This is a genomic window from Aeromonas sp. 30P, from assembly GCF_051919805.1.
GTDB classification, from domain to species: domain Bacteria; phylum Pseudomonadota; class Gammaproteobacteria; order Enterobacterales; family Aeromonadaceae; genus Aeromonas; species Aeromonas veronii.
This window is the reverse complement of the sequence record NZ_JBQBEA010000001.1, coordinates 4376459-4389913: the sequence shown is the minus strand read 5'-3', so window position 1 is coordinate 4389913 and position 13455 is coordinate 4376459. Positions and strand designations below refer to the sequence as shown.

Sequence of the window (13455 nt, the reverse complement as noted above, 5' to 3'; positions counted from 1 at the left end):
GGCCTCTGGCGAGCCGCCCCGCAGGGCGGCTGGTGGTTATGCAAGCGCAACCGGGAAGAAGGTGCCGAGCAGCATGGCTCCCAGGATGGCACCGCCGGTGATGGGCTTGCCCCACACGTAGAACAGCAGCGCACCCAGCAGGGAACCGATACCGATGGGGATGGAGGCACCCATGGCGGAGAGGATGATGAGGGGGCCGAGGAAGCGGCCAGAGCTGTTGCCAGCTCCCATCATGACGTCTGCACCGTAGGTGGAGTTGCTCTGGTTGATGGTGAACTTGCGCGCCAGAATGATGACGTAGCCGATGGCCAGACCAATCCCCATGCCGGTTGCCAGCGAGGCGCCGAAGTTTTCCACCGGATAGACGATGCCGGCCCCCAGCAGCAGGGCTGGCACTCCGAGGCCGACCCCGGTCTGGATGGCACCGCCGATATCCAGGATCCCCACCAGGGATCCCTCGATAATGCGGGCGAACAGGAAGCTGGCTCCGAACGCGGCTACCGCGCCATAGGCACCCGTGTCCATGCCGGCTTTCAGCATGGCGACGAAGGCTACCTCGTTGAAGGCACCGACCCCGTACAGATAGAACATGTGGGTACCGGCAAAGACCCCGGCCGAGAGCAGGCCGACGAAGATGGGGAATGACCAGTCGGCATACCAGAAGTTGTTTTTCAGTTTCTCATCCATGGTGTGACCCCTTATTTGCCGCTCAGCAGGTTATGGACACTTTCCAGCCACAGGGGGACACCCATATGGAAGGATTCAATCAGTTTCATATCGAAGCCGCGGAAGAAGCCGCTCAGCACGAACAGCAGGACGATGGCCGCCATCATCACCTTGGTTACGTGGTTCCAGCCGCTCTCTTCCACGCCCTTGCCGATCAGGATGCCGAGCACCAGACCCGGTACCGCGTTGCCCATGATGAGCTGTGCCAGACCGCCGAAGATGGTGGCCCAGAAACCGGATTTCTTGCCCGCCTCAATGGCTGCGAGCCAGAAGATCACCGGCATGACGGTATTGACCAGCAGGTTGGCAGCCGGTACCAGCACCTTGACCGCAGTGACCTGCAGGGCGGCCGGGACGGCAGCAGCCGTGCTGTTGAGGAAGGCGACCACGATGGCACCTATGATGCCGCCGGCGATGGCCATCTTTTTCGGGTCGTGCAGGGTGGTGGCAAGATCCCGGTTCTTGAACAGCAGTGCCGCCGTGGCCCAGTGCGGAATGATGCGGTGATCCACATCCTGGGTGAAGGCGCCCGCCGCTACGGTGGAGGCCCAGGCGTTGAAGAAGAAGCCGAGACCAAACGAGAAGTGGGAAGCGGGATCCCCCTCGCAGGAGTTGAGTTCGCCCAGGGTGCGGAAGGCGCCCATGCCCTGTACGGTCGGGGCGTGGAACATCCGCGCCGCGCCGGCCCCCACCCCGACGCCAACCAGGCCGCCAATGATGAGAGACTTGATAAATATGATTAGAAACATCCAACGTATCCTTCTTGTGGGGTGGTGCCGGTCAGGAGATCACACCTGGGTGAACGTCACCCTGGCGACGTCGAGACTGGTGACCTGAACCGTGATCTCCAGCTGGACGCGGTATTCGCGGCGCTGGCGCGGCAGGAAGAAGAACAGGAACTTCTCCACCCGGACCGACTCCTCGGCTTTGAGCACCTGTACATCGACCGGCTCAATGCGCAGCAGTACCTGCTGGTTGTCCTTGAGCAGTGTGGGTTGCACCTGGCTGAGGGCGGAGGCAAACGCCTGCTGGCGGGTCGTCCCCTTGCCGTTGACGGTGACCTTGGTGGTGAAGTTCTCTTTCATCAGGCGAGTCCGTGCTTCTTGGCGAAGGCTTCGACCAGCTTCTGGCCCAGCTCTTCCTTGTCCATGAAACCGAAGCCCAGCACCACGCACCCTTCGTTGATGGCGGTGACGCCCTCTTCAACAGAGCGCATGCCGTAGCGGCACTTGTAGCCGTATTTGGTCTGGGCGGTGATCGCCCCGGCGCCGCCGCTGCCGCAGAAGGAGATGCCGAGATCCGCCTGCTCCTTGTTCATCACGTCGCCGAGCTTCATGTCAGCTGCCATGCCGGGGATGATGGTCACGTTGGCCCCGGCAGCTTCCGCACCTGCGCCCACTTTCTGACCCTTGCCGAGACGGTCTCCAATCACGAGTTTGATGGCTGTCATATCGATTTCTCCTTGAGTTACGGGTTCTGCACCGAGCTGAGTTCGTTTTCTTTGGCGACTTCAAAATGGACGGACAAGAGGTGTGCCTCCTCATAAGCAAGCTGATCCAGCCAGCTGACGACCTGTTCGGCGAGACGCAGTGAGAGGGGGGAGATCTCTTCAAACAGGCTGAGGTCAACTTCTGGCAGGGGCTCGCCGCTGTGGGAGCGCCACACCATGGCTTTGACATGGGAGGCCAGCATCTGCCGTTGCACCTCGTTGGGGATGATGCCCTGTTCGGCCAGCAGGGGATAAATGCGCGCGAGGATATGATCGGTCTGGCGCAGCAACTCCGGGCTGTTCGGGGTCAGGGTCTGGTCGTGAGTCTCTGTTTGCAATGTCTGCTCTCCAAGGCTGGCAGAAGGTATGGCGTTACCCTAAGCCTGCGCGTCGATGTGGAGGAGGCAGCGTTTTTCCGATTCGAAGCGGAAATTCCTGAGGAAATGGCCCCGAAGTGATCGTTTGGATACTGAAAAGGTAAAAAGAGTGCTTATTGAAGCTGGTTTTGTGTGATCGGTAGCGCACAAATCGGGGGGCGGGGGCAGGGCAAGCGTTGCGGGAAACTGTGAGTCATCTCACGGTAAGAGACGTTGCCGAGAGGGCAGATATGGAAAAGGGCGGTTTCCCGCCCTTCTCATTAAAAGGAGTGACGCTAGCTGGCCGATGCTGCGCTCGCGCTGGCCGTTCTCTGCTGATAGCGCAGGTCTTCTTCTATGGTGACCACCACTTCCAGCGGCTTGCCGGAGCGGAATACCGAGATGGTCAGCTTGGTGCCGGGGCGGCTCTCGACAATCTTGTCCATGGCGCTGCGTACGCCACTGATGGCCTCTCCGTTGATCTTGAGCAGCACATCCCCTCGCTGCAGGCCGCCTTTGGCCGCCGGGCCGTTGGGATCCAGACTCTCCACCACCAGGCCACGCAGGTCGCCGAGGTTCATCATCCGCGCGACTATGGGGTTGATCTCGACGCTGGAGATCCCGAGGTAGCCGCGGATCACCCGGCCGTTGGCGATCAGCTCATCCATGATCCGTTTGGCCAGCCGGTAGGGGATGGCGAAGCTGATGCCGTAGCTCTCCTGATTGCCGTTGAGGTGATAGGTGGCGGTGTTGATCCCCACCAGATCGCCACGGCCGTTGACCAGTGCTCCCCCCGAGTTGCCCTCGTTGATGGCGGCATCGGTCTGCAGCAGATCCTGACGGCCATTGCTGTCGGGCCCCATGCTGGAGAGGCCGGTACGGCCGGTCGCGCTGATAATGCCCTGAGTGATGGTCTGGCCGACGTTGTAGGGGTTGCCGATGGCGAGCACCACATCTCCCACTTCTGGCAGTCGCTCGGGATCCTGCGGGATCACCGGCAGGTTGTCTGACTCGATATAGAGCACGGCGAGGTCGGTGAGCTGATCGGTACCGACCAGCTCGGCACTGAAGACCCGGCCATCCTGCAACGCGACGATGATCTGGTCGGCATCGGCGATGACGTGGTAGTTGGTCAGCACATAGCCGCGCTGATTCATGATGACGCCAGAACCCAGCCCTTGCGGGCGCAGTTCCCCCTGATTGCCCTGATTGGGGGCAAAGCTGCGGGTGTAGATGTTGACGACGGCAGGGCCTGCCCGATGGGCGGCATAGGAGAAACTCAGTTCACGGGCATTGGTGATGATGCCGGGCAGTTGGGCACCACCGCGAAAATGGGGAAACAGCAGCAACAGCAGCGCTGCGACGGTCAATCCAAAACCGACAGACTTGCCCAAGTAACTGACTAAAGGGGGGATTTTCATGTCATTCTCATCCGTACAGGCTGCGCGCAGAGAATAACACTATCGATGGATAAAAATCACCCGCGGTGAAGGCCGCGGGTGATGGAGGGGCTGGCGAACAACTTGAGCGTTAACGGATCACCAGATAGAGCGAGGAGTCGCCGCGCTGGATGTTGAGCGCCAGCACGTCAGGCTTGTTCTTGAGCGCCTTGGTCAGCTCGCCCAAGGTGTTGATGCGCAGGCGGTTGACCCCGATGATGATGTCACCCTTCTGCAGGCCGGAAGCGGCAGCCGGAGAGCGAGGATCAATGTCGGCCACCGCAACACCGGAGACCGGGTCGGTAGTGGTACTCAGCTTGGCCCCTTCCAGTGCCGGATGCAGCGCACTGGCGCGTACTTCGCTGTCATCGGCCTGCTTCAGGGTCACTTTGGCAGTTTGCGACTTGCCATCGCGGATCAGCCCCAGTTCGACCTGCTTGCCAGCGCCCATGGTAGCGATCTTGGCGCGCAGCTCACCGAAGGAGCGAACCGGTTTGCCATCGATGCTGACGATGATATCGCCGGCCTTGATGCCCGCCTTGTCGGCCGCCGAATCAGGCATGACCTGATTGACGAAGGCACCATCCTTCTTGTTGTAGCCGAAGGTTTTGGCGATGTCGGAGGTAAGCTCGGTGCCGGTAATACCCAGTTGGCCGCGACGCACTTCACCGTACTTGACGATCTGCTCGGTCAGGTCCCGCACCATGTTGGAAGGGATGGCGAAGCCGATGCCGATGTTGCCGCCGTTCGGGCCCAGAATCGCGGTGTTGATACCGATCAGCTCGCCACGCAGGTTGAGCAGGGCACCGCCGGAGTTACCGGAGTTGATGGCCGCATCGGTCTGGATGAAGTTCTCCAGATTCTCGATGTTGAGGCCGCTGCGACCCAGCGCACTGACAATACCGGAGGTGACGGTCTGGCCCAGACCAAACGGGTTGCCTATGGCCAGCGCATAGTCACCCACCCGCAGCTCGTCGGAGTCGGCAAACTTGATCTGCACCAGATCCTCGGCCTTGATTTGCAGCAGAGCGATGTCGGACTGCTTGTCTTCACCGATCTTCTTGGCCGCGTACTCACGACCATCCTTCAGATTGACCTTGATCTCGTCCGCCTCGTGAACCACATGGGCGTTGGTGATCACGTAACCCTTCTTGGCATCGACGATGACACCGGAGCCGAGCGCCTGGAACGGCTGCTCGCTCACCTGTTCATCGGGCATGTTGGGGCCGAAGAAGAACTTGAACTGTTCCGGCAGACGCTGACGGGTAATTTTTTTGCCAGAAACCGAGATATTGACCACCGCCGGGGTGACCTGTTCGAGAACAGGCGCCAGGCTTGGCATCTCCTGATTTGAACCTAACAGGGAAGGCAGTGCAGCCTGAGCAGGGGTCGCAGACATGGCGATACCGACACTGAGGGCTAGCACACTGAGCATGGAAAGAGGTTTACGCATATGAAAAACAGCTCCCAGAAAAAGTTGCATTGCAATCGTCAAGGTCAGACCACGGGACTGGCCAATTAGTTCCGCGAGGAACTAGTTTGGTTGCTTGAGCAGTCCGGAAGAGGCGCCAGCATAGTCGCGAGGCGGAACGCCCGGCTCTTCTGCCACATTGGCAGGGGCTTCTTCTACCAATGATTCGCGGAACAGCGGTTCCTGCGCCTTGGCCAGGAATTTGCTCTGCTCGGCCATGTGGCGATAGAGGGTCTGATACTGCTCGGCCAGTTGCTCCATCAGGGCGGCGCTGTCGGCGAAGTGGGTGTTGATCTGGCCCTGATAACTCTCGAGCTCCTTGTGGGCCTTCTTCAGTTCCTGTTCCAGACGGCCAGCATCGCGGCTACGCACCGAAAAACGGCCGAGAACGATACCGATAATCAAGGCCGCGACAGCCAGCAGGATCCCAGTTAACAGACTCATAGATGCTCCTTGTTACAGCTAAAACAGAGTGGGTTTATACGGTCGTCATAACCGCCATGCCTTGATGGCACTATACCGTGCGTCCTGAGGCCGTGATACCATTTTGTCCTCGATTCAGGGACTTGGAGAGGCGCTCAAGGATGACACCGCAGCAAAAATACCAGCAGGATCTGCTGTGCCCCGGCTTTGTGGCCGACCCCGCACAGGGGATGGCCATTAGCAGGCTGGAGCGACTGTATCAGGATTTGCTACGGCGCCCGACTCCGACCAGATCTCGAGGGCTGCTGGGTTGGCTGCAAAAGCCCAAGCCGCCGGAGCCCGTCCTCGGTATCTATATGTGGGGCGGAGTGGGCCGAGGCAAGACCTGGCTGATGGATACTTTTTTCGACAGCCTGCCTGGGACGCGCAAGATGCGCAGCCATTTCCACCGCTTCATGCACCGCATTCACGATGAACTGCAGGGGCTGAGCGGGCAATCCGATCCCCTCAAGCTGGTGGCCAGCAAGCTTGCCAGCGAGACAGACATCATCTGTTTCGACGAATTTTTTGTCTCCGACATCACCGACGCCATGTTGCTGGGTACGCTGTTCCAGGAGCTGTTTGGTCACGGTGTTGTGCTGGTCGCCACTTCAAATATTCCGCCGCAGGATCTTTATCGCAACGGGCTGCAGCGAGCCCGTTTTCTGCCAGCTATCGAGCTGATCGAGCGCCATTGCGAGGTACTTAACGTGGATGGCGGTATCGACTATCGCCTGCGTACGCTGGAACAAGCCGAGATTTATCACTGCCCGCTGGATTTGCAGGCAAAAGCCAATCTTGAACACTATTTTCAGCAATTAACCGGTGGGCACACGGCTTGCGAGGGGACGTTCGAGGTCAATCATCGTCAGCTGGCGTCGCTCGGGATGGGGGAAGGGGTGCTCTACATGGAATTTGAGCAACTTTGCTGTACTCCCCGCTCCCAGAACGACTATATCGAGCTGGCCAGGCTGTTCCATACCGTTCTGCTGGCCAATGTTCAGCCAATGGGCACAGGCACGGATGACGCGGCTCGCCGCTTCATTGCCATGGTTGATGAGTTCTACGAACGGCACGTCAAACTCATCATGTCGGCGGCGGTTCCCATGACAGAACTCTACGGCGAAGGGCTGCTGAATTTTGAATTCAAACGCTGTCTTTCGCGGCTTCAGGAAATGCAATCGCACGAATACCTTGCCAGAGTGCACCTTCCTTAGTCACAATACCGCGCCTGCCAGTCGGATGGGCATCTGCGGCAGGTAGGGCCGGGCGACATTTGCTGGTTTCATGGCAGTGAAATTAGCAGGTGATATTTAAGGCAACTTCACTTATAATCGCTCGGCCCACGTTACAGCTGTCGATAAGACAGCAACACTTTAAGCTTTACTTGTATTCGAAGGGGTACAGGTAGGCCATCGTTTGTTGTTTGTGGGAGAGCCCCCATAAGCAATTGGGTCTGTAACAGGTAATTGGGTTTAACTTAATGAAAACTTTCGTTGCCAAGCCAGAAACCGTAAAACGTGACTGGTACATTGTGGACGCAGAAGGTAAAACTCTGGGTCGTATCGCAACCGAGATCGCTGCTCGTCTGCGTGGTAAGCACAAAGCTGAGTACACTCCGCACGTTGACACCGGTGATTACATCATCGTTGTAAACGCTGAGAAGGTACACGTAACCGGTAAGAAATTTACCGACAAAATGTACCACGCTCACTCCGGTTTCCCGGGTGGTATCAAGTCAATCAGCTTCGACAAGCTGATTCAGCGTAAACCGGAAATGGTAATCGAAGCAGCCGTCAAAGGCATGCTGCCGAAAGGTCCTCTGGGCCGTGCCATGTTCCGTAAACTGAAAGTTTACGCAGGCGCCGAGCATGCTCATGCTGCTCAGCAACCTCAAGTACTGGATATCTAATCGGGAACTGGCAACATGGCAGAAAATCAATACTACGGTACCGGCCGTCGCAAAAGCTCCACTGCTCGCGTATTTATCAAAGCGGGTAGCGGCAAGATCGTAATCAACCAGCGCTCCCTGGAGCAGTACTTCGGCCGTCCGACTGCCCGCATGGTAGTTCGTCAGCCGCTGGAACTGGTTGAGATGACCGAGAAACTGGACCTGTACATCACCGTTAACGGTGGTGGCATCTCCGGTCAAGCTGGTGCGATCCGCCACGGTATCACTCGTGCTCTGATGCAGTACGACGAAACCCTGCGTTCCGAACTGCGTAAAGCTGGCTTTGTTACTCGTGATGCCCGTAAGGTTGAGCGTAAGAAAGTTGGTCTGCACAAAGCTCGTAAGCGTCCGCAGTACTCCAAGCGTTAATTCGCTTTTGGTACTCACTCTTTCGAGTGTCAAAAAAGCCTGGCAACTGCCAGGCTTTTTTTATTGGTAATATTACCGACATCAATGCTAACCACGCGTCACAAAAGACAAAAAATTGTTTCTTTATTGTTTTCATTGCTCACCGCTCTTTCTTGTCAAGTTGTTATCTTTTCTTTAAAATTTCCCCTGTTTTCTGTGGCAATTGTAAATCCAGCTTCCGCCGCTGTTGTCACGGGAAAAATGGGGAACAGGGACACTATAAGAATGTGCGGAGTCCACATGGGAGAGTTTTTGGATGAGCAATGCGCCAGTTGATACCGGTCGCCGCAGATTTCTTACCTGGTCAACGGTTGCCGTTGGTGGGGTAGGAGCTGCGTTTACCGCAGTGCCGTTTATAAAGTCATGGAATCCGAGCGCCAAGGCCAAAGCAGCCGGTGCGCCGGTTGAAGTCGATATCAGCAAGTTGGAACCGGGTCAGCTCATCCGTGTCGAGTGGCGAGGCAAGCCTGTCTGGGTGGTGAAACGCACCAAACAGACGCTGGATGCCTTGGCCGCGCATGATGACAAGCTGCGGGATCCCTCATCTGAAGAGCCGCAGCAGCCTGACTATGCCCATAACGGGTACAGATCGATCAAGCCCGAAATTTTTGTCGCGGTCGGTATTTGCACCCACTTGGGGTGTTCACCTTCCTATCTGCCTGACAGCTTTGGCGAGCAGGTGCAGGGCGTTACGTCCGGCTTCTTCTGCCCGTGCCATGGCTCCAAGTTCGACATGGCCGGCCGTGTGTTCCAGGGGGTGCCTGCACCGCTGAACCTGGTCATTCCGCCCTATCAATTCATTAATGACACCACCATCCAGGTCGGTGCCGATGGCAAGGAGGCCTGACCATGTTGAGTAAACTGATGGGCTGGATCGATTATCGATTCCCGCTCACGGCCATGTACAACGACCACATGGCCAAGTATCCGGCACCGAAGAACCTGAACTTCTGGTACTTCTTCGGCTCGCTGGCCATGCTGGTGCTGGTCAATCAGATCATCACCGGTATCTGGCTGACCATGAACTACAACCCCTCTGCGGAAGGTGCGTTTGCGTCCGTGGAGTACATCATGCGCGATGTGGAGTACGGCTGGCTGCTGCGTTACATGCACTCAACCGGCGCGTCTGCATTCTTCATCGTGGTCTACATGCACATGTTCCGCGGCATGATCTATGGCTCTTATCAGAAGCCTCGTGAGCTGCTGTGGATCTTCGGCATGCTGATCTTCCTGGTGCTGATGGCGGAAGCCTTTATGGGCTACTTGCTGCCCTGGGGTCAGATGTCATTCTGGGGTGCCCAGGTCATCATCTCGCTGTTTGGCGCCATTCCGGTCATCGGTGACGATTTGACCCTGTGGATCCGCGGTGACTACGTGATCTCAGGTGCGACCCTGAACCGCTTCTTCGCGCTGCACGTCATCGCGTTGCCGCTGGTGCTGGTGATGCTGGTTGCCATGCACATTCTGGCGTTGCACGAAGTGGGTTCCAACAACCCAGATGGTATCGACATCAAGAAGCACAAGGACGAGAACGGCTGGCCGCTGGATGCGGTGGCGTTCCACCCTTACTTCACCGTCAAGGATATGATCGGCGTCGCTGGCTTCCTGTTCTTCTTCTGCGCCATTATCTTCTTCAAACCGGATATGTGGGGTTACTTCCTCGAGAAGCCGAACTTTGAAGTGGCCAACGGCCTGAAAACCCCGGAGCACATTGCGCCTGTGTGGTACTTCACGCCGTTTTACGCCATTTTGCGGGCGGTGCCGGACAAGCTGCTTGGCGTCATCATGATGGGTCTCTCCATCGTGGTACTGTTCCTGCTGCCGTGGCTGGATCGCTGCAAGGTGCGCTCGGTGCGTTATCGCAGCATGCTGCACAAGCTGAACATTGCCCAGTTTGTGGTCTGCTTTATCATCCTGGGGGTGTTGGGGGTGTTGCCATCGACGCCGACGTTGACGCTGGTTGCCCAGATCTGTTCACTGGGATATTTCGGGTTCTTCGTCCTGCTGTTCTTCTATAGCAAGAATGAAAGCACCAAGCCGCTGCCGGAGAGGGTGACATTTAAATGAAAAGAATAATATTTGCAGTGCTGACCCTGCTGCCATCTCTGGTATTTGCAAGTGGTGGAGCTGTTCATCTGGACAAAGCCAATTACGATCTGAGTGACAAGGCATCGCTGCAACGCGGCGCGGCCACCTTCATGAACTATTGCGCCGGATGCCACTCCACCCAGTATCAGCGCTATAACCGGGTCGCAGAAGATCGGGATCCCCGAAGATTTGATGAAAGAGAACCTGATTTTCACCGGTGCAAAGGTCGGTGATCTGATGAAGAGCGCCATGTCAGAGAAGGATGCCGCCAAGTGGTTTGGTGCGCCGCCCCCCGATCTGACTCTGGTTGCCCGGGTGCGCGGTGCAGACTGGATCTACACCTATCTGCGTTCCTTCTACGTGGATGAGACCCGTCCGTTCGGGGTGAATAACGCTGTGTTCCCGTCCGTGGGCATGCCCCATGTGCTGGAGCCGTTGCAGGGAACCCCCCGTGCAGAGTTCGCTACTCATACGGTCGACGGAGTGGAAACCCAGCAGGTTGTCAGCATCAAATCTGACGGTAATGGTGAAATGGATGACGAAGAGTATGATCAGACGGTACTGGATCTGGTAAACTTCTTGGTCTACTCGGCTGAACCGGTACAACAGGAGCGTGAACGCATGGGCTTCTGGGTGCTTGGATTCATCGTGATCTTCTTCATCTTCACTGTGCTGTTGAAGAAGGAATTCTGGCGCGACGTTCACTAAGCGACCAGATACGGGTAATATAATGCACGGCAATGAAGACCAAGATGCTTCATTGCCGTTTCTGCTTTTTAATGACGGGAGGGTTCAATGGCTGTAGCTGCCAATAAGCGTTCGGTAATGACGCTGTTTTCCGGTGCCAACGATATGTTCAGCCATCAGGTGCGTATTGTCCTGGCGGAGAAGGGTGTTAGCGTGGATATCTGCCAGGTTGATCCAGCCAATCTGCCGGATGAGCTGGCCGAGCTGAACCCGTACAACTCTGTACCGACCCTGGTTGATCGTGAGCTGGCGCTCTACACCTCGCGCATCATCATGGAGTATCTGGACGAGCGCTTCCCGCATCCGCCCCTGATGCCTGTTTACCCGGTTGCCCGCGGTAACAGCCGTCTGATGATGCACCGCATCGAGCTGGACTGGTACTCCCTGGCCGACAAGATCATGGCCGGTACCGATGCTGAAGCGGCACGCAACGAACTGCGTGACAACCTGCTGGCCATCGCGCCGATCTTCGGTGAAATGCCCTATTTCATGAGCGAAGAGTTCGGTCTGGTGGATTGCTACATGGCACCGCTGCTGTGGCGTCTGCCGAGCCTTGGCATCGACCTGACCGGTCGTGGCGCCAAAGAGCTGAAGGCTTACATGGTTCGTCTGTTCGAGCGTGAGTCCTTCCAGGCTTCCCTGACCGAAGCCGAACGCGAGATCCGTGCTGGCGTATGAGCATGGAACCGACAATGACACCGAGCCGCCCGTACTTGTTACGGGCGTTCTTTGACTGGTTGCTGGACAACGATCTGACCCCTCATCTGGTGGTCAACGTCAACATTCCCCATGTGATGGTGCCGATGCAGTTTGCTCAGGACGGGCAAATTGTGCTGAATATCGCGCCCCGAGCCGTGATGCAATTTCACATGGATAACGAGGCTATCAGCTTCAGTGCCCGTTTTGGCGGCGTCTCCCAGCAGGTTTACATCCCGATGGCGGCAGTGCTGGCTATCCATGCCCGGGAGAACGGCGTGGGCACCATGTTCCCGCCTGAGCCGGGTTACGATATCTGGCTGGAGCAGGCTGAAGCGCCGGTGGAGCCTGAGCCGGAACCGCCGCGTCCAAGCGGTCGTCCGACCCTGAAGGTGATCAAATAAAAAACGCAGCCGATTGGCTGCGTTTTTTTATGTGCGGTCGAGCTTAGTTCTGGGCGAACTCGAAGGCCTTGATCACGCGCTTCACGCCGGTGACATGGCGGGCGATGTTGACGGCCTGCTCTCCCTCCTGGCGAGTCACCAGACCAATCAGGAACACCTCGCCGTTCTCGGTGACCACCTTGACCTTGGTGCTGTCGAAGTTCTTGGTGCCGAACATATCGGCTTTCACCTTGGAGGTGATCCAGGAGTCATTGCTGCGGGTGGTGAAACTGGCAGGTTGGCCGATGCGCAATTCGTTGTAGACGTGGCGAACCCCTTCGATGCGACTGACAATTTTGCCCGCCTCAATCTTGTAAACGTCAGAAGGTGTCTGGCCGACCAGCAGGACGCGGCCATTGTTGCTGTAGACGCTGATCTTGCTGGCTGCGCTGAGGGGTTTGTTGTCGGCCAGCAGATTGGCCGCTTTCAACTCGATGGTCTGGTCATCCCATTGCGCGCCCAGCGTTCGGCGATCGCCAGAGGCCTTGGCAGTCCCTGCGGCGCCGCCAACAACCAAGGCTGCGCAGCCTTGCAGCAGCAGGGTGCTAACCAGCAGACCGAGCAGGATAGTGTGCTTTTTCATGGTTTCAATCTTCCTGTTGCGGGAAAAGTGTCTGGTCGATGAGATCACACAGGCAGTGCAGGGTCAACAGGTTCACTTCCAGAATGCGAGGGCGACGGGCGGAGGGAACACGGATCTCCACATCGTTCGGGCCGAGCAGACCTGCCATTTCGCCACCGTCACCCCCGCTCAGCACCACTATGGTCATGTCGCGGGAGAGGGCGGCTTCAGCGGCCTTGATCAGGCTGCGGCTGTGGCCAGAGGTGGTGATGACCACCAGAATGTCGCCAGGCTGGCCCAGCGCGCGGATCTGCTTGGCGTAGACCTCTTCAAAACCGTGATCGGTGGCGATGGCGCTGATGGTTGCCATGTCCGGGGTCAGGGCCATGCCGGGCAGGGAGGGGCGCTGGGTCTCGTAGCAGTTGACCAGCTCGGAGATGAACAGTTGCGCCAGTGCGGCAGAAGGACCGTTACCGCATGCCAGCACCTTGTGGCCATTGAGCAGGCAGATGGTGATCATCTGGGCTGCAGTATGGATGGCATCCGGCAGCGCCTCGGCGGCGGCTATCTTGGTCTGGATGCTTTCGGTGTAGTTCTCTTTGATGCGGTCAGTCATA

Annotated in this window: 17 protein-coding genes and 1 pseudogene; 8 read left to right on the top strand and 10 right to left on the bottom strand. The window is 57.5% G+C overall.

Going from position 1 to position 13455, the window contains the following annotated elements; genetic code table 11:
- Positions 1-36: 36 nt before the first annotated feature.
- The 8 genes from ACTG2B_RS20770 to ACTG2B_RS20735 all read right to left on the bottom strand — a co-directional run bounded on the left by ACTG2B_RS20770 (position 37) and on the right by ACTG2B_RS20735 (position 5925).
- Positions 37-687, bottom strand: a complete 651-nt coding sequence (locus ACTG2B_RS20770) for a DUF4310 family protein (protein ID WP_011707606.1) — start codon at positions 685-687, stop codon at positions 37-39.
- An 11-nt stretch (positions 688-698) separates the two neighbouring features.
- Entirely contained in the window at positions 699-1475 is a 777-nt protein-coding gene (locus ACTG2B_RS20765; RefSeq protein WP_005355143.1) for a DUF4311 domain-containing protein, read from the bottom strand.
- A gap of 39 nt (positions 1476-1514) precedes the next feature.
- Positions 1515-1811, bottom strand: a complete 297-nt coding sequence (locus ACTG2B_RS20760) for a DUF4312 family protein (protein ID WP_439996763.1) — start codon at positions 1809-1811, stop codon at positions 1515-1517.
- Complete coding sequence (locus tag ACTG2B_RS20755; protein WP_058053455.1) at positions 1811-2176, bottom strand: SFCGS family glycine-rich protein; 366 nt, start codon at positions 2174-2176, stop codon at positions 1811-1813. The genes ACTG2B_RS20760 and ACTG2B_RS20755 overlap by 1 nt, the downstream gene beginning before the upstream one ends.
- 17 nt (positions 2177-2193) lie before the next feature.
- On the bottom strand, positions 2194-2553 hold the full coding sequence (locus tag ACTG2B_RS20750; protein ID WP_005355140.1) for a transcriptional regulator: 360 nt from the start codon (positions 2551-2553) through the stop codon (positions 2194-2196).
- Between the two features lie 314 nt (positions 2554-2867).
- Positions 2868-3992, bottom strand: a complete 1125-nt coding sequence (degS, locus tag ACTG2B_RS20745) for an outer membrane-stress sensor serine endopeptidase DegS (RefSeq protein WP_201952921.1) — start codon at positions 3990-3992, stop codon at positions 2868-2870.
- 109 nt (positions 3993-4101) lie between these two features.
- Complete coding sequence (locus ACTG2B_RS20740) at positions 4102-5463, bottom strand: Do family serine endopeptidase (protein ID WP_439996762.1); 1362 nt, start codon at positions 5461-5463, stop codon at positions 4102-4104.
- An 81-nt stretch (positions 5464-5544) separates the two neighbouring features.
- Positions 5545-5925 (bottom strand): YhcB family protein, encoded by a 381-nt coding sequence (locus tag ACTG2B_RS20735; protein WP_005356646.1) that lies wholly within the window; start codon positions 5923-5925, stop codon positions 5545-5547.
- Between the two features lie 140 nt (positions 5926-6065).
- Here ACTG2B_RS20735 and zapE point away from each other — a divergent pair, with 140 nt between their 5' ends.
- From zapE to ACTG2B_RS20695, 8 genes and pseudogenes are all read left to right on the top strand, one after another.
- Positions 6066-7160 carry a cell division protein ZapE gene (gene zapE / locus ACTG2B_RS20730; protein WP_429036034.1) on the top strand — a complete coding sequence of 365 codons (1095 nt, stop codon included), beginning with the start codon at positions 6066-6068 and terminating at the stop codon, positions 7158-7160.
- 266 nt (positions 7161-7426) lie between these two features.
- Positions 7427-7855, top strand: a complete 429-nt coding sequence (gene rplM / locus ACTG2B_RS20725) for a 50S ribosomal protein L13 (RefSeq protein WP_005336289.1) — start codon at positions 7427-7429, stop codon at positions 7853-7855.
- 15 nt (positions 7856-7870) lie between these two features.
- The gene (gene rpsI, locus ACTG2B_RS20720) at positions 7871-8263 is read left to right on the top strand and encodes a 30S ribosomal protein S9 (RefSeq protein WP_005336286.1); all 393 of its coding nucleotides are present in this window, start codon (positions 7871-7873) and stop codon (positions 8261-8263) included.
- A gap of 295 nt (positions 8264-8558) precedes the next feature.
- Positions 8559-9149: a ubiquinol-cytochrome c reductase iron-sulfur subunit gene (gene petA, locus ACTG2B_RS20715; RefSeq protein ID WP_005336284.1), complete on the top strand. Its 591-nt coding sequence runs from the start codon at positions 8559-8561 to the stop codon at positions 9147-9149.
- Between the two features lie 2 nt (positions 9150-9151).
- A complete protein-coding gene (locus ACTG2B_RS20710) occupies positions 9152-10369 on the top strand; it encodes a cytochrome b (RefSeq protein WP_005336282.1) in 1218 nt (405 codons plus the stop codon).
- Positions 10366-11098 (top strand): annotated as a pseudogene (locus tag ACTG2B_RS20705) (cytochrome c1). Before ACTG2B_RS20710 ends, ACTG2B_RS20705 begins: the two are co-directional and overlap by 4 nt.
- Positions 11099-11185: 87 nt before the next feature.
- Positions 11186-11815, top strand: a complete 630-nt coding sequence (gene sspA, locus ACTG2B_RS20700; RefSeq protein ID WP_005336279.1) for a stringent starvation protein SspA — start codon at positions 11186-11188, stop codon at positions 11813-11815.
- Positions 11812-12237: a ClpXP protease specificity-enhancing factor gene (locus ACTG2B_RS20695; RefSeq protein ID WP_005336278.1), complete on the top strand. Its 426-nt coding sequence runs from the start codon at positions 11812-11814 to the stop codon at positions 12235-12237. Before sspA ends, ACTG2B_RS20695 begins: the two co-directional genes overlap by 4 nt.
- 43 nt (positions 12238-12280) lie before the next feature.
- On the opposite strand, the gene dolP is transcribed toward ACTG2B_RS20695, so the two are convergent.
- Positions 12281-12859, bottom strand: coding sequence for a division/outer membrane stress-associated lipid-binding lipoprotein (gene dolP, locus ACTG2B_RS20690; RefSeq protein WP_005336277.1), 579 nt, complete (start codon positions 12857-12859; stop codon positions 12281-12283).
- A 4-nt stretch (positions 12860-12863) separates the two neighbouring features.
- Positions 12864-13454 (bottom strand): D-sedoheptulose-7-phosphate isomerase, encoded by a 591-nt coding sequence (locus tag ACTG2B_RS20685; protein ID WP_005336275.1) that lies wholly within the window; start codon positions 13452-13454, stop codon positions 12864-12866.
- Position 13455 lies beyond the last annotated feature (1 nt).

Coding starts and splice junctions, on each gene's coding strand:
- zapE (WP_429036034.1), top strand. CDS start 6,066: ATGACACCGCAGCAAAAATACCAGCAGGATCTGCTGTGCCCCGGCTTT.
- ACTG2B_RS20685 (WP_005336275.1), bottom strand. CDS start 13,454: ATGACTGACCGCATCAAAGAGAACTACACCGAAAGCATCCAGACCAAG.
- ACTG2B_RS20760 (WP_439996763.1), bottom strand. CDS start 1,811: ATGAAAGAGAACTTCACCACCAAGGTCACCGTCAACGGCAAGGGGACG.
- rplM (WP_005336289.1), top strand. CDS start 7,427: ATGAAAACTTTCGTTGCCAAGCCAGAAACCGTAAAACGTGACTGGTAC.
- dolP (WP_005336277.1), bottom strand. CDS start 12,859: ATGAAAAAGCACACTATCCTGCTCGGTCTGCTGGTTAGCACCCTGCTG.
- petA (WP_005336284.1), top strand. CDS start 8,559: ATGAGCAATGCGCCAGTTGATACCGGTCGCCGCAGATTTCTTACCTGG.
- ACTG2B_RS20695 (WP_005336278.1), top strand. CDS start 11,812: ATGAGCATGGAACCGACAATGACACCGAGCCGCCCGTACTTGTTACGG.
- ACTG2B_RS20770 (WP_011707606.1), bottom strand. CDS start 687: ATGGATGAGAAACTGAAAAACAACTTCTGGTATGCCGACTGGTCATTC.
- sspA (WP_005336279.1), top strand. CDS start 11,186: ATGGCTGTAGCTGCCAATAAGCGTTCGGTAATGACGCTGTTTTCCGGT.
- ACTG2B_RS20740 (WP_439996762.1), bottom strand. CDS start 5,463: ATGCGTAAACCTCTTTCCATGCTCAGTGTGCTAGCCCTCAGTGTCGGT.
- ACTG2B_RS20710 (WP_005336282.1), top strand. CDS start 9,152: ATGTTGAGTAAACTGATGGGCTGGATCGATTATCGATTCCCGCTCACG.
- ACTG2B_RS20735 (WP_005356646.1), bottom strand. CDS start 5,925: ATGAGTCTGTTAACTGGGATCCTGCTGGCTGTCGCGGCCTTGATTATC.
- ACTG2B_RS20765 (WP_005355143.1), bottom strand. CDS start 1,475: ATGTTTCTAATCATATTTATCAAGTCTCTCATCATTGGCGGCCTGGTT.
- rpsI (WP_005336286.1), top strand. CDS start 7,871: ATGGCAGAAAATCAATACTACGGTACCGGCCGTCGCAAAAGCTCCACT.
- degS (WP_201952921.1), bottom strand. CDS start 3,992: ATGAAAATCCCCCCTTTAGTCAGTTACTTGGGCAAGTCTGTCGGTTTT.
- ACTG2B_RS20755 (WP_058053455.1), bottom strand. CDS start 2,176: ATGACAGCCATCAAACTCGTGATTGGAGACCGTCTCGGCAAGGGTCAG.